17 protein-coding genes are annotated in these 18,806 nt (G+C 38.3%); 1 reads left to right on the top strand and 16 read right to left on the bottom strand.

The genetic code is table 11. The features are described 5' to 3' along the window. Nucleotides 1-219: 219 nt before the first annotated feature. Nucleotides 220-1,419 carry an FtsW/RodA/SpoVE family cell cycle protein gene (locus MUA87_RS02775; protein ID WP_060803609.1) on the top strand — a complete coding sequence of 400 codons (1,200 nt, stop codon included), beginning with the start codon at nt 220-222 and terminating at the stop codon, nt 1,417-1,419. 136 nt (nt 1,420-1,555) lie between these two features. On the opposite strand, the gene MUA87_RS02770 is transcribed toward MUA87_RS02775, so the two are convergent. From MUA87_RS02770 to MUA87_RS02695, 16 genes are all read right to left on the bottom strand, one after another. Then, nucleotides 1,556-2,722, bottom strand: coding sequence for a nitrate/nitrite transporter (locus MUA87_RS02770; protein ID WP_002479725.1), 1,167 nt, complete (start codon nt 2,720-2,722; stop codon nt 1,556-1,558). A 332-nt stretch (nt 2,723-3,054) separates the two neighbouring features. Beyond that, entirely contained in the window at nt 3,055-3,708 is a 654-nt protein-coding gene (gene nreC, locus MUA87_RS02765; RefSeq protein ID WP_031262458.1) for a nitrate respiration regulation response regulator NreC, read from the bottom strand. An 11-nt stretch (nt 3,709-3,719) separates the two neighbouring features. Beyond that, complete coding sequence (gene nreB / locus MUA87_RS02760) at nt 3,720-4,769, bottom strand: nitrate respiration regulation sensor histidine kinase NreB (protein ID WP_002479727.1); 1,050 nt, start codon at nt 4,767-4,769, stop codon at nt 3,720-3,722. After that, a complete protein-coding gene (nreA, locus tag MUA87_RS02755) occupies nt 4,756-5,211 on the bottom strand; it encodes a nitrate respiration regulation accessory nitrate sensor NreA (RefSeq protein ID WP_002479728.1) in 456 nt (151 codons plus the stop codon). Before nreA ends, nreB begins: the two co-directional genes overlap by 14 nt. Before the next feature lie 11 nt (nt 5,212-5,222). Next, nucleotides 5,223-5,909: a respiratory nitrate reductase subunit gamma gene (gene narI / locus MUA87_RS02750; protein WP_002479729.1), complete on the bottom strand. Its 687-nt coding sequence runs from the start codon at nt 5,907-5,909 to the stop codon at nt 5,223-5,225. Further along, nucleotides 5,902-6,477, bottom strand: coding sequence for a nitrate reductase molybdenum cofactor assembly chaperone (locus MUA87_RS02745; protein ID WP_002479730.1), 576 nt, complete (start codon nt 6,475-6,477; stop codon nt 5,902-5,904). Before MUA87_RS02745 ends, narI begins: the two co-directional genes overlap by 8 nt. Next, nucleotides 6,470-8,038, bottom strand: a complete 1,569-nt coding sequence (gene narH, locus MUA87_RS02740) for a nitrate reductase subunit beta (protein WP_002479731.1) — start codon at nt 8,036-8,038, stop codon at nt 6,470-6,472. The genes MUA87_RS02745 and narH overlap by 8 nt, the downstream gene beginning before the upstream one ends. Beyond that, a complete protein-coding gene (locus MUA87_RS02735; RefSeq protein ID WP_002479732.1) occupies nt 8,028-11,702 on the bottom strand; it encodes a nitrate reductase subunit alpha in 3,675 nt (1,224 codons plus the stop codon). The genes narH and MUA87_RS02735 overlap by 11 nt, the downstream gene beginning before the upstream one ends. Nucleotides 11,703-11,923: 221 nt before the next feature. Continuing rightward, nucleotides 11,924-12,877, bottom strand: a complete 954-nt coding sequence (cobA, locus tag MUA87_RS02730) for a uroporphyrinogen-III C-methyltransferase (protein ID WP_057509960.1) — start codon at nt 12,875-12,877, stop codon at nt 11,924-11,926. Beyond that, nucleotides 12,868-13,182 carry a nitrite reductase small subunit NirD gene (gene nirD / locus MUA87_RS02725; RefSeq protein WP_262551273.1) on the bottom strand — a complete coding sequence of 105 codons (315 nt, stop codon included), beginning with the start codon at nt 13,180-13,182 and terminating at the stop codon, nt 12,868-12,870. Before nirD ends, cobA begins: the two co-directional genes overlap by 10 nt. Nucleotides 13,183-13,184: 2 nt before the next feature. Next, complete coding sequence (nirB, locus tag MUA87_RS02720; RefSeq protein ID WP_105976042.1) at nt 13,185-15,590, bottom strand: nitrite reductase large subunit NirB; 2,406 nt, start codon at nt 15,588-15,590, stop codon at nt 13,185-13,187. A 2-nt stretch (nt 15,591-15,592) separates the two neighbouring features. After that, nucleotides 15,593-16,048 carry a precorrin-2 dehydrogenase/sirohydrochlorin ferrochelatase family protein gene (locus MUA87_RS02715; RefSeq protein ID WP_002479736.1) on the bottom strand — a complete coding sequence of 152 codons (456 nt, stop codon included), beginning with the start codon at nt 16,046-16,048 and terminating at the stop codon, nt 15,593-15,595. 1 nt (nt 16,049) lies between these two features. Beyond that, nucleotides 16,050-16,766 carry a sirohydrochlorin chelatase gene (locus tag MUA87_RS02710; protein ID WP_262551272.1) on the bottom strand — a complete coding sequence of 239 codons (717 nt, stop codon included), beginning with the start codon at nt 16,764-16,766 and terminating at the stop codon, nt 16,050-16,052. Between the two features lie 190 nt (nt 16,767-16,956). Next, a complete protein-coding gene (locus MUA87_RS02705; protein WP_002479738.1) occupies nt 16,957-17,787 on the bottom strand; it encodes a formate/nitrite transporter family protein in 831 nt (276 codons plus the stop codon). Between the two features lie 216 nt (nt 17,788-18,003). Next, nucleotides 18,004-18,195 carry a hypothetical protein gene (locus MUA87_RS02700; RefSeq protein ID WP_023015069.1) on the bottom strand — a complete coding sequence of 64 codons (192 nt, stop codon included), beginning with the start codon at nt 18,193-18,195 and terminating at the stop codon, nt 18,004-18,006. 90 nt (nt 18,196-18,285) lie between these two features. Beyond that, nucleotides 18,286-18,756 (bottom strand): SRPBCC family protein, encoded by a 471-nt coding sequence (locus MUA87_RS02695; RefSeq protein WP_262551271.1) that lies wholly within the window; start codon nt 18,754-18,756, stop codon nt 18,286-18,288. Between the last annotated feature and the right edge of the window lie 50 nt (nt 18,757-18,806).

Genomic DNA, 18,806 nt, shown 5'->3' with positions numbered 1-18,806 from the left:
AAGCTTGTGTGAAGCAATGCTTGATTTGGAAGTCTTGAAGTCATTTCAAGGCTTCTTTTTTATTTGTACATACTCTATTTTTTTATTTGTGTTTCATTCAATTTTCTTTTACCTATAAAAGGTGGATAGTTGTAAACAAAATCTATATAATAGATATTTAATGCATTATATTTCACATCGCGTTTAAGGAAAAACAGACAATCGTAGAGGTGACTAGAATTGAAGAAATTTCTCAGAGCGTTGCGTAACGCAACTAAAGGTGTGGATCTGAGTTTGATCATAACCTTTATCCTGCTTGGTTTTATTGGGATTGTCATGGTTTATAGTGCTAGTATGGTACCCGCTTCAAAAGGTTCTTTAACAGGCGGCTACCCTGTCGCAAGCAACCATTTCATGAAACGCCAAGCTATTTATTTCGTGATTGGACTTATCATAATCTTTTTCTCTCTTTTTGTCAGAATCGATTTCTTTAAATCTCCAAATGTTCAATTGGTCATGTTGTTAGTTACCTTTGGACTTTTAGCTTTAACCTTATTAATAGGTAAAGAAATCAACGGTTCCAAGAACTGGCTGAACTTAGGATTTTTCAGTCTCCAATCTTCCGAGTTTTTAAAACTCGCTTCTATATTTTATTTCTCATACATCATTGATCGACGATTAAGCAGACAGCGTGACTATCAAATTAATCATTTAATTCCACCGTTACTCTTATTAGGCTTTGGTCTGGTCCTTGTACTCTTACAAGGTGACTTAGGCGGAACCATGTTAACCGTCGTCATTATAGGATGCATTTTACTTTATTCTGATATCAAAAATAAAATTAAAGTGCAAATCTTCGGTATCGCACTCTTGCCTGTAGCAATGTATCTGATTTATACATTACTCTTTGATACGAAGAACATTTACAGAATCAAACGTATTGCTGTTTTCTTAAATCCTTTCAAATATGAAAATAATGAAGGGTATCAGCTGACAAGTGCTTTAATTTCAATCGGTAATGGCGGTTTATTCGGTAAAGGACTCGGCAATGGAGTTTCAAAACTTGGGTACCTGCCAGAGCCGCATACAGACTTTATTTTCACTGTCTTGTCTGAAGAGTTAGGCTTAATCGGGGTACTGATTGTATTAGGACTCTATGGACTCATTGTGGTGAAAAGTTTAATCTATGCTAACCGTACTTCAAATCACTTCTACAAGCTGATATGTATCGGTATCGGCAGTTACATCTTTATCCAAGCCTTCGTTAATATCGGCGGTGTTTCAGGTACCATTCCTTTAACAGGTGTAACCTTACCGTTGCTCAGCTATGGCGGTTCATCGATGTTAAGTGTCAGTATTGCATTTGCAGCATTGATTATGACGACACGTAAAATTAATCGTGAACGTACCGCACACACTAAACTTCAAGCAATTAAATAACATTCAAAGCAGGACAAATGTAAGTCTATCACCTTTCTCTTGTCCTGCTTTTTAATATGACTAAGGACCACTAACATTCATCTATTAGTGGTCCTTACGTCTTCAATATTTACATGTTCATTCATCCATACCGTTCTTATTTAGCTGCAAGCGAACGGTTTCTCTTGCCTAAATGCCACATCGTGATAAACGCAATCACTCCGAATAATGCTAAGAAGATGAAAGCTAAGTGGCTTGTTCCTGTTAAGCTTGTCACATACGTAATCACTAATGGTGGGAAGAATCCTCCAAGACCACCCATCATTGATACGATACCGTTTGCGACACCTGCTTCTTTGTGGAAGTAATGCGGTACTAATTTGAATACTAAACCGTTACCGATACCTGCACATGCACTGATTGTTAAGCATCCAATTGTAAATAATAAGATACCATCAGAAATACCTAATAAGACAGCACCGATAATCATAATAATAAAGTCGACTTTTAATGCCATCACCGCATCAATTTTGTCCCCGATGATACCACCAAGCGGTCTAAGTAATGTCGCAATCGCGATAAAGACCCCTGCTCTGATTCCTGCGTCTACTGAAGTCAAATTAAAATGATCAACTAAGTATTTAGGTAAGAAGATACCAAATGCTACGAAAGAACCGAACGTAATGAAATACCATAAGCTTAAGTAATATAAACGTAAGTCTTTTAATAAATCTTTCGCTTGTGCTACAAATGGAACCTTAACTTTAGGTTCTTTAGCATCTCCTAAGAAGAACATTATGATTGCGAATACTGCCATTAAGATTAAGTATAATCTCACTGTTGATTGCCAACCGATAACACCTGCTAATGGTGGTGCTAAGAATGAAGATACGGCTGTCCCTAAGTTACCCATACCGTAAATACCATTCGCTAAACCAACTTTTTCTTTAGGGAAATATTTAGGTAATGACGTTACCCCAACTGAGAAAGTCGCACCTGCTACCCCTAAGAAGAAGCCTGCAATCATTAACATGTTAACTGATGTTGCTGAACTTAATAAAAAGATAGGTACTAATAGAATAATAAAACTTGCGAAGAAGACCCATTTTGCGCCAATAACGTTTGTTAAATAACCGAATGGGATACGAAGAATAGATCCTAAAATAACTGGTATTGCGAGTACAATTGAAACTTGTCCGCTCGTAATTTTAATGTCTTCTGAAATCAGCGGCATCAATGGTGCAATGATACTCCATACCATGAAGCCGGCAACCAAACTCAACGTTTGGATGGTTAACTGTAAACCGCCTCTAGATTTGTTCATTTTTTTCACCCTAACATTACATTTTCATATCATATTTAATAAGAGCAGCAGTATCCCCCTGATGTGTTTTTTGAGTCGAAGTTATTTTATTCATCAGTTAAAGATACTGCTTACACTTAATAGTGTATTATTTAGGTGAATTATTGAACATAAGGGCATTCCCTTAAAACATTCGGCTTTTCCCTAATCCCTCTATTTTAGTTAAAATCAGCATGTTAAAGGCTTTTTTCATCACAATTTTTTCACATATTAGTCACATACTATTCAAATTGTTCGACTTTAAATTAAAAAAAAGAACTCATCTATTTTGATGAGTTCAATGTCATTCCTATTTAAAAATCAAGCAATTTTTTCTTTAAGGCATACTCCACTAATTCTGGTTTAGATTTTAATTCTAACTTCTGCATAATATGTGTTTTATGTGCTTCTACAGTTTTCACTGAAATAAATAATTTTTCTGCGATGTCTTTATTCCCATAACCTTTGGCAATTAAAGGCAATACTTCTAACTCGCGTTTAGATAAAATACGAAACGGATCATTCGTATTTTTGCCATCTTGGTCAGAATTATTCACAAATTCATTGACCAATGATGTCGTCATTTTAGGGTCAATATAAGTGTCGCCGCGATAAACCGTACGCACAGCTGAAATTAATTGTTCATCTGGTGCGTTCTTTAAAATATAGCCTTTCGCGCCATTTCTTAAGACATGGAACAGATATTCATCATCATCATACATCGTTAAAATAAGTATTTTTGTTTCAGGAAAACTTTCCATAATTTTACTTGTCGCAATCAAACCTGACTCCCCTGGCGGCATGCTTAAATCCATAATTAACACGTCAGGGCGATGCTGCATCACTTTTTGGTATGCTTCAACACCCTCAGCAGCAGTATCTACGACTTCCATATCCTCTTGGAAATTCAAGATCATAGAGAAGCCCGTTCTCACCACTGCGTGATCATCTGCAATAACAATTCTCAACATCAAGTCTCCTATCGTTTATCAGTTATTGGAACTTCTAACGTCACTATTGTACCACGTCCCACTTGTGAATCAATATTAACTGAACCATTGACTAATTCAGCACGTTCATTCATGCCGAATAATCCTAGGCCGGTTCCTTTGGCTTTATCACCTATATTGAATCCTGTACCGTGATCGCTCACTTCAGCGATAATGGACGCTTCTCCTAAGTGTAAGGAAACGTAAACTGTGTCTACTTGTGCATATTTCAGCGCATTGAATAATGCTTCTTGTACCACACGATAAACTACCGTTTCGATTTCGCTGTCAAAACGTTGTGCCGAAAAATCAGTATGATACGCAATATGCACACCATAGTTCTTCTCGAACTGTTTAAAGTAAGAGCGGAAAGCAGCGTCTAGTCCTAAGTCATCTAATGAAGATGGGCGCAGCTCTACAGATAAATTACGGACATCATCGATTAAACGTGACATAATGCCTTCAATACGCTTAGAATTATCAACCATTTCATCTTTATCTTGTTGATACTTTAATAAACGTAATTCAACGTCTACATTAATCAATTCTTGGACAATACCATCATGTAATTCTCTGGAAATCCGCTTACGTTCATTTTCTTGTGCTGAAATTGTTTTTTGCATCATCAAACGCTGATAACGTTTATCTTGTCGTTCAATCTGAGGAGAAACATTGTGTAGTGTAAATGCATAGATTTCATTGGCTGTATCGATGATTTCGTATGAAGCAGTGTATGGTTCAATTTTATTGTCTCGTGTGCGCATAAAGACTTGGAAGCTGCCTTTGCCGATTTCTAACGCTTCTAAGAAACAGTTTTCACATGACATAATATCAAACTCATTTGAATAGCCTTCGCATCTTCTGCAAATCGCATTCGTCATTTGACTATAGTCATTTTCTTCAGAAAAGACCTCTTCCGCCGCTTCATTCAACGCGATCACTTGACCTTCCTTATTTAAAAACACCATTTTTTCATTGGTATTTAAATAATACTTGGTCAATAATTCTTGTAATTTTTCACGGTTATCAATTGATTTCATCTCTAAAACTCCCTAACCTGTGATTAATGCGAATCTCTTCACTGCCTTCAGGCAATGGACGCCCATTACGTTGACCTAGCAACAATGCGCCATACACACGATTATCATGCCATAAAGGAATGGCAACCATTGCTGTCAGTGATTCACTTAAAACAATCGGATAACTGAGCTTGTCGTTTGGACTCAGCACAGTATTGACATCATCTATAATCATTCTAGAGCCAGTTCGGATAACAAGACCAGCCAACCCCTTGCCAGGGCGCAAGACAATCAGCTGATAGCGGTTATTGAGATTGCCTGACGCATGTCTCCATTTGATGACTGCACTATGTGAGTCATCTTCAGGCAAAGCAATCGCCGCAAAATCAAACTGTTCTTCTTCTCTGATTTCTTCCAAAGCAGCTTGATAGTTAAAGTAACCCGTCGCAACTACACTATTCAAATTGTCTCCTCCTATCTATGTTTGACTTTGTTTCTGCGGTAAATAATGTAACTTCTGCTCGCATAAGTCAATGGTACACTCCACACATGAACCAATCTTGTGAATGGCCATAACGCAAAGATACCAAAACCAAGTAATACATGAAGTTTAAATGACCATGGCACATCTGTCATTAAATTTGCATCTGGTCCAAATGTGAATAATTGTCTGAACCATACAGAAATTGATGATCTATAATCAAAATCTGGCATAACCGCATTTGTTACTAACGTTGCATAGCACCCCATAAATACAAGAATCAACAAGAAAAAGTTTACAACCATATCTGATGCAGAACTAAGATGTCTGATATTCTTAACTGATACACGGCGTGACGTTAATAAAAACATTCCAATTAATGTTATTATACCAAAAATACTACCGATATATACAGCCCCGAAATGGTACATCTCATGGCTGACTCCCATTGCGCTGATCCATGATGGCGGGATTACTAAACCCACAAAGTGTCCGATTGCTACCGGGATAATCCCTAAGTGGAATAATAAACTGCCCCATTTCAAACGTTTCTTTTCAATAAATTCACTGGACTTTGCTGTCCAAGAGAATTGGTCATATCTAAAGCGGGCAATATGACCGAGAATAAAAATAGCGATACATAAATATGGGTATATGACCCACAAAAATTGATTAAGCATGCGGTGTCACCTCTTCACTTGGTTGTAAACATAATTTGAGTGTTTCTCTTAAGCCTTTAATTAAAGGTGCATACGGACTATCCATTTCTCTTAATTGATTCAGCATCGCAAATGTTCCATCTTCAATTACCATAATAATGAATTCGATATTGCCTTCTGCACGATCATCGTTTTGCCATTGTGCAGCGTATAAGAATTCAAGCATTAACGGTAAGAAGTCTGAAAGTTCATTATCGACCATATCGAGTCCGAACATTTCATAGAGTACTTTGAGTTTCGCTAACATTTGTCCGCGTTCTTTCTGCGTATCAAATTTATTGTAAGTCATATACAGCGGTGCTTCTTTATTAAAATCAAATGTATCTGTATACAGTTGTTTAATTTCAGTCAACGGATAACTTAGAATACGTTCACGATATTCCACCATCTCAGCATATGCTGGATGGTGACTATCGAAAACATCTTCAAATGTCTTAGGATGGAAAGTTAACTTTTCTGGAAAGTTCAGTTGTTGCGCAAAATAACCGATTGACTCTTGATATTTATAAAAGTTATTCAGGTTAATCACGGAAAATCCCTCCATAGAAGCTTTCGTTATAAGCTTCTTGTCCAGTTTGTCCCGGTTTCATTGCTACTGGTGCGCCACAGCCGTCACAACCGCTTCCGCCGATTGTGTTATCGCTGAATTCATAACCTTGACTGCCTTGTGCAGCGTAAGTGTCCATATATTGTTCTTTGTGAGATGTTGGGATTACGAAACGATCTTCATATTTCGCAATCGCTAATAGACGATACATATCTTTAGTTTGACGTTCTGTTAAACCAAGACGGTCTAAACGATCTAAATCGAAGTCTTTACCTGTCACTTGTGCACGCATGTAACTTCTCATCATTGCCATACGTTGTAATGCTTCTTTAACTGCTTTTGTATCACCAGCAGTCAATAAGCTTGCAAGGTATTCAATCGGTAAACGCATTTCTTCAATTGCAGGGAAGATTGCATCTGGGTTCTTGATTGAATCTTTACCTTCGAAGTAGTTCATGATTGGGCTTAATGGTGGGCAATACCAAACCATTGGTAATGTACGGTATTCAGGGTGTAATGGGAAAGCTAGTTTGTACTCGATTGCCAATTTATAAACTGGTGAGTTTTGTGCAGCTTCGATCCATTCCATTGATACGCCGTCTTTTAACGCTTGTTCAATAACTTCTTCATCATATGGATTTAAGAATAAATCACATTGTTTTTCGTATAAATCTTGTTCATTTTCAGTTGATGCAACTTCATGTACACGGTCAGCGTCATACAGTAATACACCTAAATAACGCATACGGCCAGTACAAGTTTCTGAACATACTGTTGGTAAACCAGCTTCAACACGTGGGAAACAGAAAGTACATTTTTCAGCTTTGTTAGTTTTCCAGTTGAAGTAAACTTTTTTGTATGGGCATCCTGTCATACAGTAACGCCATCCACGACAAGCTTCTTGGTCAACAAGCACGATACCATCTTCGTCACGTTTGTACATTGCACCTGATGGACATGATGCTACACAGCTTGGGTTTAAGCAGTGTTCACATAAACGTGGTAAATACATCATGAATGTTTGGTCAAAGTCGAATTGAATTTTTTCTTCAATACGTTGGATGTTCGGATCTTCTGGCCCAGTTACGTGTCCGCCTGCTAAGTCATCTTCCCAGTTAGGACCCCAATGTAAATCCATTTTGTCACCAGAAATGACTGAGTGTGCAGTCGCAACTGGAGAATGTTTGCCTGCTTTTGCAGTTGTCAGATGTTCGTAGTTGTAAGTCCAAGGCTCGTAGTAATCTTTAATGACTGGCATATCTGGGTTGTAGAAGATTTTACCGAAAGCAATCTTAGACCAGCGGCTGCCCGCTTTAAGGTCTAATTTGCCTTTCTTGTTCAGTGTCCATCCACCTTTATATTTCTCTTGGTCTTCCCAGCGTTTCGGATAACCGACACCTGGTTTCGTTTCTACGTTATTAAACCAAATATATTCTGCACCCGGACGGTTTGTCCAAGTGTTCTTACAAGTGACACTACATGTGTGACACCCGATACATTTGTCTAAGTTCAATACCATGGCTACTTGTGCTTTAATCTTCAAGCCAATCTACCTCCTTCATCTTTCTCACTGCTACATAAACATCTCTTTGGTTACCAATTGGACCATAATAGTTAAAGCTATAGCTGATTTGGGCATAGCCCCCAACTACTTGCGTAGGTTTCAAGTGAATACGAGTCGGTGCATTATGTGAACCGCCGCGCATTCCTGTAATTTCAGAACCCGGTGTTTGGATATGTTTATCTTGTGCGTGGTACATAAACATTGTTCCTTTCGGCATTCTGTGTGATGTAACGGCTCTTGCTGTAACAACACCGTTACGGTTATATACTTCTAACCAATCGTTATCGTTAATATCGTGTGCTTCTGCATCTTCCTTAGAAATCCAAACAACCGGACCACCACGGAATAACGTCAACATGTGTTGGTTATCTTGGTATGTTGAGTGAATATTCCATTTACCATGCGGTGTTAAATATCTTAAGACTAAGTTATCTTGACCGCCGATGACTTTCTTATCTTTTGTACCGAAGACCATCGGTGGTAATGTCGGTTTATAAACCGGTAAGCTTTCACCGAATTGCTGGAAGATTTCATGATCTAAATAGTAACTTTGACGTCCAGTCAATGTTCTGAACGGTACTAAACGTTCAATGTTTGTTGTGAATGGTGAATAACGTTTCTTACCTTTATTTGAACCAGAGAATACTGCAGTCGGAATCACTTCACGTGGTTGTGATGTAATGTTTAAGAATGTAATCTTTTCAGCACTGCGGTCACTAGAAATATCTGTTAAAGGCATACCTGTTTTATCTTCTAAGTCTTTATATGACGCTTGAGATAATTCACCGTTTGTTGCTGATGAAATATTTAAGATGACATCTGCAGCACGTCTTGCTGTATCAATACGTGGCAAGCCGTTTTTCACTGTATCGTCATTCCATGTACCAACGATATCTTTAGCTTCTTCGTATTGTTTTTTAACTGGGAAGCTGACACCGTGCGCACCTAACTTCGCATTTTCTAGTAAAGGTCCGACAGAAATGAATTTGTCATAGATTTCTGTATAGTTACGGTCTACAACTGAGAAGCCAGGCATTGTTTTACCAGGAATCGCTTCAACTTCGCCTTTTGTCCAGTCTTTAACTTTACCGTAAGGTGTCGCAATCTCTTGTTTAGAGTCATGCGCTAATGGTGAAGTCACCACATCTTTGAATGTACCTGGCATATGCACTTTCGCTAAATCAGAGAAAGTCTTACTTAATGATTTGAAGATATCCCAGTCTGAACGTGATTCCCATAATGGGTCAATCGCTGGATTGAATGGGTGAACGAATGGGTGCATATCTGTTGATGATAAGTCGTGTTTTTCATACCAAGTTGCAGCTGGTAAGACGATATCTGCTTTTAATGGTGTTGAAGTCATACGGAAATCTAATGCAACAATCAAGTCTAATTTACCTTGTACTTCATCACGCCAGATCATTTCTTCAGGTTTATCTGTTTCGTTTGCTTCAGCAAGTAATCCAGAACTTGTTCCTAACATATGTTTCATGAAGTACTCTTGTCCTTTTGCTGAACTTGATAATAAGTTTGAACGCCAGATAAATAATGATTTCGGATGGTTCTTACGTAAATCCGGATCTTCAATCGCAAATTTCGTTTCGCGATTTTTCACAGAGTCAACAGCACGTTTTAAAATTGCTTCGTTGTTGAACTCTCCAGCATCTCTTGCTTCTTCACCGAACTTCAAGCTGTTTGTATCGAACTGCGGATAAGACGGTAACCATCCTAAACGTGCAGCTGTTACGTTATAGTCAGCTGGATGTTGGTGTTTAATATTTTCTGCTAATGGTGATGCTAATTTATCGACACCAGACTCTTCATATTTCCATTGGTCTGTTGTGAAATAGAACCAGCTTGTACCATTTTGTAAACGTGGCGGACCTTGCCAGTCTTTCGCGAAGGCAATTGTGCTCCAGCCTTCAATCGGACGACATTTTTCTTGTCCTACATAGTGTGCCCAGCCGCCGCCGTTTACACCTTGACAACCGCACAGCATAACTAAGTTTAAGACTGCACGATAAATTGTGTCTGAGTTGAACCAGTGGTTGATACCTGCACCCATGATAATCATTGAGCGGCCACCTGTATCAATTGCGTTTTGGGCAAACTCTTCAGCAACTTGAGTGACTACTTTTTGTTTCACACCTGTTACTTTTTCTTGCCATGCTGGTGTGTATTCTGTATCCGCATCGTCATAACCTTTTGCTTCTAATTCATGTCCGAAACGACGTACACCGTATTGACTTGTCATTAAATCGAAAACAGTCGCCACATATGTTGTTTCGCCGTTTGCTAATGTTACTTTACGTGCTGCAATCGGACGTTCGAAAATGCTGTTGCCAGCGTTATCGAAGTAAGGAAATTTCATAATTTTAATTTCGTGTTCATCGTCAGCTACTGTTAACGCTGGATCGATTTTAGAACCATCTTCATTTTCAAGTTTCAAGTTCCATTGCTTGCCTTCTTCCCAACGTTGACCCATTGTGCCGTTAGGTACGATAATTTGACTTGATTCTTTATCAAATACAACAGGTTTCCATTCGTTGTTTTCAGATTCCATACCTAAGTCGCTTGCACGTAAGAAACGACCTGCTTTGAAGCCATCTTCATGTTTATCGAACATGATTAAGAATGGCATATCTGTATATTGTTTAGCGTAGTTAACGAACATTTCAGAAGGTTCATCTACGTAATATTTTTGCAAGATAACGTGTGTCATACCTTGTGCAATCGCTGCGTCTGAACCAGGGTTTGGTGCTAACCAGTTGTCAGCGAATTTCACGTTTTCAGCATAGTCAGGTGCAACTGAAACCACTTTTGTTCCTTTATAACGAACTTCTGTCATAAAGTGAGCATCTGGTGTACGTGTTAACGGTACGTTTGAACCCCACATAATGATGTAACTTGAGTTGTACCAGTCACTTGATTCAGGTACGTCTGTTTGTTCACCCCAGATTTGCGGTGACGCTGGTGGTAAATCGGCATACCAATCATAGAAACTTAACATTTCTCCACCTAATAGGTTGATGAAACGTGCACCTGATGCATAACTGATCATTGACATCGCTGGAATCGGTGTGAAGCCTGCGATACGGTCAGGACCGTCTTTTTTGATTGTGTAAAGAAGTTGTGCTGCAATCAGTTGTAAAACATCTTTCCATGCGACACGGATGTGTCCACCTTTACCACGTGCACTTTTATAAATATCTGCTTTTTCTTTGTCTTCAACGATAGAAGCCCAAGCTTTAATCATATTACCTTCATTTTCTTCTAATGCTGTTGTCCAAAGTTCCCATAATTTCCCTCTGATGTATGGGTAGCGTACGCGAAGCGGGCTGTATTCATACCAAGAGAATGAAGCACCACGAGGACATCCACGCGGTTCGAATTCCGGCATGTCTGGACCGCAGCTTGGGTAGTCGATTTGTTGGTTCTCCCAAGTAATGACACCGTTTTTGACGAATACTTTCCAAGAACATGAACCTGTACAGTTCACCCCATGAGTTGTTCTGACTACTTTATCGTGACTCCAACGTTCACGATACATTTTTTCCCATTCTCTACTTTTATCTTGTAAAACAGACCAATTACCATTAAATCTTTCAGTCGGCTTAAAGAAGTTTAATCCAAATTTTGCCATCTCTAACATCCTCTCATCTCAATTACTTTGCTCACTAGGCTGTTAACTTCGTAAATACTGTTTACTATTTTTTCAACTTACTCTTATTGTACGATTTCTATTATGTAAGATGTATTAGGGATTCACCTATAACCTAGAGGGGATTCCCTATGTTTTTTGAACAACACAAAAAAGCAGCACCCTCTTAGTAAGTGGCACTGCTTATACTTAAGATATTTTTTCTATGCTTTCACAATTTCTGTAATGTCATCCATCTGCATAAAGCGGTAGATTAAATCTAATTGACTTTGATGATAAGTGTCTCCGCTATTCGGATCAATCATGGCCCAACCGCCAGCATCATAAATTTCAAATGCTTTTTCAATAGCCGCTTCTCTCTCACCTGTAACGATACATTGTTTACCGAAATACTCAGGCAAGTGATCAGACTCAATATATGTGGCACCTTCTGTTAAGCCCATCGCATCTCCGACTAGTAAAATACCTGGTGCATCTTCAGGTGCAGCATCTCGTACATCTTCTTCAATCGTAGACAGATGTCCGCGAATAATCACTTGATTCGCATAAGAAACGTTGAAAATGGCACAAATCGGGTAATCTTTGCCGACTTGTCGATAAATTTGTTCAATAATCTTATGCAGACGCTTAATGCCCATGTAAATAGCTAAAGTTCCGCCATCAATCAATGAAGCAATATCAATTTCTTCTTCTTTTGAATCTTTAAAGCTTCCAGTTGTGAATGTCACACTCTTAGAGACGTTACGACTTGTTAAACCAATACCTAAAACAGCTGATGCTGCACTGGCTGTCGTTATCCCCGGAACAATTTCACAAGGAATATCATGTGCTTTTAAAGTTTCCACTTCTTCTTGTACACGCCCAAAAATCGCAGGGTCGCCTCCCTTTAGACGAACGACCCTTTGATGTTTGTATGCTGAATCTACAATGATGTCATTGATTTCACCTTGTTGAATATGTCGGCTGTACGGCTTTTTACCTACATCGACAATTTCAATACCAGGAGGTGCGAGTTGCAAGATAAAGGGATTAACTAATCGATCGTAAAGGACAATATCCGCAGTACGGATTAAATGTTCTGCTTTACGTGTCAATAAATTAGGATTCCCTGGCCCAGCACCGACCAAGTACACATGCCCGGTCGTGCTTACAGCCATAAATACACATCTCCATCTTCAACTTCTACTGTATAGACCTCAACGCAACCTTCATCAGGGTCTTGGACAAGACCCGTTTTTAGGTCGATTTGAGAGTCGTGAAGCGGACAGAATACAGTATGACCTGCTACTGTCCCTTCAGATAATGGTCCTTGTTTATGCGGACACACATTATTAATCGCATGAATTATACCGTCTTCTGTTAAGAACAATCCAATTTGTTTATCTTTCACAATGACTTTTTTACCGATTAAGGGTGTTAAGTCATCTAACGCCGCTACTTTAATTTTTTCTAACGTATGCATACTTACACCTTCTCTACTTCAAAGATTTTTTGATCTTCGCGATCATTTACAATTTCAGACCATGGCTCTTGTTCAACTGCACGTTTTGCTTCCATGATACGTTCATATAATGCATCTTGGTTTTCAGGGTTTAAGACATATTCTTTAACCACATCGAAGCCCATTCTTTCTAACCAAGGTGCTGTACGTTCAGTATAAATACCTGTTTCACGGTAATACTGCATGTACGCGCCGCATAGTTTGATTACATCATCTTCAGTTTCTACTGTAGTTAAGAATTGACCTTTCACAACTTCAGTACCGCCGTTACCGCCGACATAGATTTGGAATCCATTTTCTACACCGATAACACCGAAGTCTTTTACGCCTGATTCTACACAGCTTCTTGGACAACCAGATACACCCATTTTGAATTTGTGCGGTGTATCGATATATTCGAATGTTTTCTCTAAGCGGATACCAAGACGTGTTGTATATTGTGTACCGAAACGACAGAATTCTTTACCAACACAGCTCTTAACAGAACGTGTTTTCTTCGCGTATGCTGATGCTGAACGCATGCCTAAATCTTTCCATACTTTCGGTAAGTCTTCTTTCTTAATGCCATATAAGCCAATACGTTGTGAACCTGTTACTTTAACTAGAGGTACATCATATTTCTTCGCAACTTCACCTAAACGGATTAATTGATCAGGGTTAGTCACACCACCACGCATTTGTGGGATAACTGAGAATGTACCGTCATTTTGGATGTTTGCGTGGTAACGTTCGTTTGCGAAACGAGATGCTTTTTCATCTTCGTGTTCATTTGGATAAATCATATTTAAGTAGTAGTTGACTGCTGGACGGCACTTAGGACAACCGCCTTCAGTTTTCCATCCAAGCACATTACGTACTTCTTTAGATGTTTTCAGACCTTTAGCACGGATTTGAGTCACGATTTGATCACGTGTTAAATCTGTACACTCACAAATACCAGCAGGTCTTGATGCGACAAACGCGCCGCCTAATGTATGTTCTAATAATTCACCGATTTGCGGTTTACATTTACCACAAGAGTTACCTGCTTTTGTAGCTTTAGTCACTTCCGCAACAGATGTTAAACCTTCTTCTACAATCGCATTGACGATTGTACCTTTAGTTACACCATTACAGCCACAGATTGTTTCTTCATTATCCATGTCCGCAACAGATAAACCTTCTTCTTCGCCAGCTTTGCTTAATAATGAAACTAATGTGTAGTCTTCGATAGATTCACGTTTTTTCATCATATTGAAGAAACGTGTACCATCATCTGTATCACCGTATAATACCGCACCTACAACACGTTCACCTTTTAAGAAGATTTTTTTATAGATATGATCTTGACTGTTGTAGATTTCAACACCTTCAACTTCTTCATCTTCTTGAATTTGACCCGCACTGTATAAGTCACAGCCTGATACTTTCAATGATGTGAATGTTGTTGAACCTTTATAGCCGTCTGTATCACGGTCAGTTAAGTAGTCAGCTAATACTTTACCTTGTTCATATAAAGGAGCGACTAAACCATAAACTTTGCCGTTATGTTGCGCACATTCACCTACTGCGTAAATGTTTTCATCACTTGTACGCATGAAGTCATCCACAACAATACCGCGTTCTACATCTAGACCAGAGTCTTTCGCTTCTTGAACGAATGGACGAATACCAACAGCCATAACAACTAAGTCAGCTGGTAATTCTCTGCCGTCTGCTAAACGGATACCTTCAACGTCGTTTTCACCTAGAATTTCTTTTGTATTCGCACCTAATTCAAAGCGCATGCCTTGTTTTTCTAAGTCTTCACGTAACATTTCACCTGCTTGACGGTCTAACTGCATTTCCATTAACCATTCAGCTAAGTGAACAACAGTAACGTTCATACCTTGGTCAAGTAAACCTCTTGCACATTCCAAACCAAGCAAGCCGCCACCGATAACGATTGCTTCTTTTTTCGTTTGCGCAATTTCAATCATACGTTCTGTGTCTTCAATCGTACGCCATCCGATTACACTTGGTAATTCATGACCTGGAATCGGTAAGACAAACGCATTTGAACCTGTCGCAAAGATACAAATATCATATGGAATCTCTTGTCCTGATTCAGTTTCCACTAATTTTTGTTCACGATTAACGCGTGTTGCACGTTCTCCTGTAATAAGTGAAATGTTATTTTCCTCATACCATGAGTAAGGGTTCATGATTGTTTCATCAACCGACATTTTCTTTTGCAAAATGTTTGATAACATAATGCGGTTATAGTTTGGATAAGGTTCTTTCCCTATAATTGTGATTTCATATTTATCTTTGTCTCTCTCTAAAATCTCTTCAATTGTTCTGACGCCGGCCATACCGTTACCGATCATGACTAACTTAGTTTTTGGCATCCTTATTCCCTCCCGTATTCTTCAGCTAAAAATTGTTGAATCGCTTGTGCCACATGTTTCGCTTTTTTATAATCTCCGCCATTTGAACGGACACTGATGGATAAATCTTCAAACTCAAATTCTTTCATATTAAAAAAGTCAGATCGTTCTTTATCCCCTGTATGGTTAACCAACTGTGTCGGTTTAGTATCTTTCTTGATCTGATCGTTGATTTCTGGTGAGTCTGTTGCGATAATCACGACATCTGCGTTTTCAATATCTTCCTTCGCATAGTCTTTTGTGATTAATTTCATATTGGGGTAAGACTCTTCAAAAAATTCTGGCAAAAAAGATTTGGAAATAACTGTAACATCTCCGCAATTGGCTTTTGCCAGTTGTTTAAACTTACGGTATCCGATTCTGCCTCCGCCGACTAATACTGCATGTTTCTTTGACAAATCCAGTTGTATAGGATACATATCAAACCGCCTCTTTCTGATTCAATCTATCAATTAACATCTCATCTAACTCCGGTTCAAAATTCAACGCTGAAGTGATTGTAATATTGGAATCTCCTTTTATTTTCTCGATTTTTTTCTTAATCTTATTGACCAAGAAACCATCGTAAAAGAAAATTGGAATCACATAGATTTGGTCATAATCCTCTTTCATTTCAGGGAGTAACCCCTCAAATTGTTTATCCCCATAAAACATCATGGTGTAGACCGGTAAATCTGTAGTGATTCGTGTCGCAATATCATCGATTTCGGCATCAGGCTCTGTCACAATCGGACTGCCGTGCCCAATCAAAACAATTGCTGAACCAGGTGTATGTGCATCTGGCCATGCTTCGATACGTTGATTGATCCATTTAGTTAAACTTGGATGGTCGCAAAGGGGCTGACGTATTTCATACGTAATACTTGGAAACATCAGTTGCATCTGACGCATCACTTCAGGCAAATCTTGTAAGTAATGTCTGCCAGAAAATAATAAAAGCGGCACAATCACAAAGGAAGTTTCACCCTCCCATAAATGTTTACGTATTACCTGAGGTAATGAAAGTTCATCACTCTCGATAAACGCAACATCAAATGTGCCTTCTATTTGTTGTGCAACACTGTCAAGCTCCTCCATCAATAATTGATTTTGTTTGCCACGTCTCATTCCATGCATAACGACAATGGTTTGTGTCATATGCATTTCCCCCCTTTAATTGCATTGTACCTTAAATTTTGAATTAATGTGAATGCATTCACATAATTAATATAAAAATAGGGAATCCCCTTAGCTCTATCTTGAGGGGATTCCCTGACGTATTCAACTATTTATATGTGAAAACATAAAAAATTAAAAAACATTACATCATCTGCTGCATATTCTTTTATTATTTTTGTTGATCTAAGTAGTGATTACGTTTTCCGTTAAAGAATGCATAAAGCAGACCTACGAAAATACCGCCGCCGATATAGTTTCCGATAAATGCGAAAACAATATTTTTTAAGACATCTAACCAAGCTAATGCGCCGATATTGTAGAACATCATACCTGAGAATAAGTTAGCGTTGTAAACAACGTGTTCATAGCCCATGAATACGAAGACTACAACACCACATGCGATAAAGAAGCCTTTTGATAAGCCGTCTTTAAACTGCATAGATACGTAAATACCGATATTGATAAAGAAGTTTGCGAAGATGGCTTTCACTAAAATACCATCCCAAGTGCCAAGGATTGTTTTCTTATCGACAATACCTGTCAACGCTTTAACCATTTCTGGAGTCATAACGCTTGTGAATTTCATTAAACCGAATAACACAAAGCCTCCGACAATGTTTCCTAGGAAACATACGAAAAACAGCCATAAGATTTTACCGATTGGTACTGATTTATAATAAGCACCAGCAGTCATATACATAAAGTTACTCGTTAAAAGTTCTGAATTCGTTAATACAATTAATACTAAGGCTAAACTGAATGAAACAGCTCCGATAAAGTTGATTGTTCCTTCATTTAAACCAGTGTGTTGTGTTTTCATCGCAAGCATAAATACTGCCACAATTGATAATAAGAAACCTGACATCATAGATTTTAAAAAGTAACGTGCAGGGGTTTTGCTTAACATTACTGATTTCATTTGTGATGAACTGACTACGCTATCCATCGTTTCGCGTGAAGTATATGTATCTTCAACCGTTTTATGATTTTGCATAACCATAAAAAACTTTCCCTCCCATAATCTAATCAAGATGTATCTAGTATATTATTAATTTAAGCCGATGCCTACCCTTTATTTAAATTTTCCTATATCTAATATTTAAATAATCTGTTCAGACCAATCAATTTTAAAATTATGTAAATGTTTCTTTGAAATTATGGGAAATTAGAAAAGAAAAAATACTGGAACAAAAACGCTCCAGTATTTCCATATCAATTATTCAGCTTGTTTTTGTGTTTTACGTTTAACCATCCATTTTAAGCCAGCTGAGAAGATACCACAGCCTGCGATTGTTCTTAATGTCCATTTCAATCCGCTATTTGAAACGCATTTTGATGGGAAAATTAAGGATGGAAGTAATGTACTGATAACGTAAAGAATCACAACTTTTACGTAACGCTCGTTCATTCATCTCACCTCTTTTGTGTTAACAATTATAGTTTAGCACTTTCAAATGAGATTGAATATCACTTAGCGCAGAAATCGGGGAATCCCCTATCACTGTTTCAGGAGTTCTTCTAACTGATCCAATGTACTCTCCATACCTTGTTCGACACCCATTTCCATCAGTTGTTTCGCTGCTTCTTCTGAAGGCATCACTGACACAGAACGTACTTCTGTCTGATGAGTTCCTTGTGATGTTAAATAGATTTCCACACGCATACCATGCATCTTTGTATCCACATGACCTTTTTCATCTGCGAAATAATCACGATAAATAATTTTGTGTGGAACTTCTATCATTTCATAGTGTTGTACAGTATAACTTTGAGCGTCTGGCATCGTTATTTTAAAGAAATTCTTTCCACCTGCTTTTGGATTAAATTCAAAGACTTGTATCTCCCCGCCTTTAGGAAAGAACCATTGTTCAAATTTTTCTTTTGTAGTATAAGCATTGAATACCTGTTGTATCGGCGCATCAAATGTACGCTTGCCGATAATTTCATTACCTTCTCTTGTGACTGTCACATTTACACTTCCTTTAATGTTGATTTGAATGTCTTGATAATCTTTTCCCA

The sequence above is a fragment of the Staphylococcus simulans genome, from assembly GCF_025561465.1.
In the GTDB taxonomy this organism is placed as follows: Bacteria; Bacillota; Bacilli; order Staphylococcales; family Staphylococcaceae; genus Staphylococcus; species Staphylococcus simulans.
This window is presented reverse-complemented; position numbering and strand designations above follow the sequence as displayed.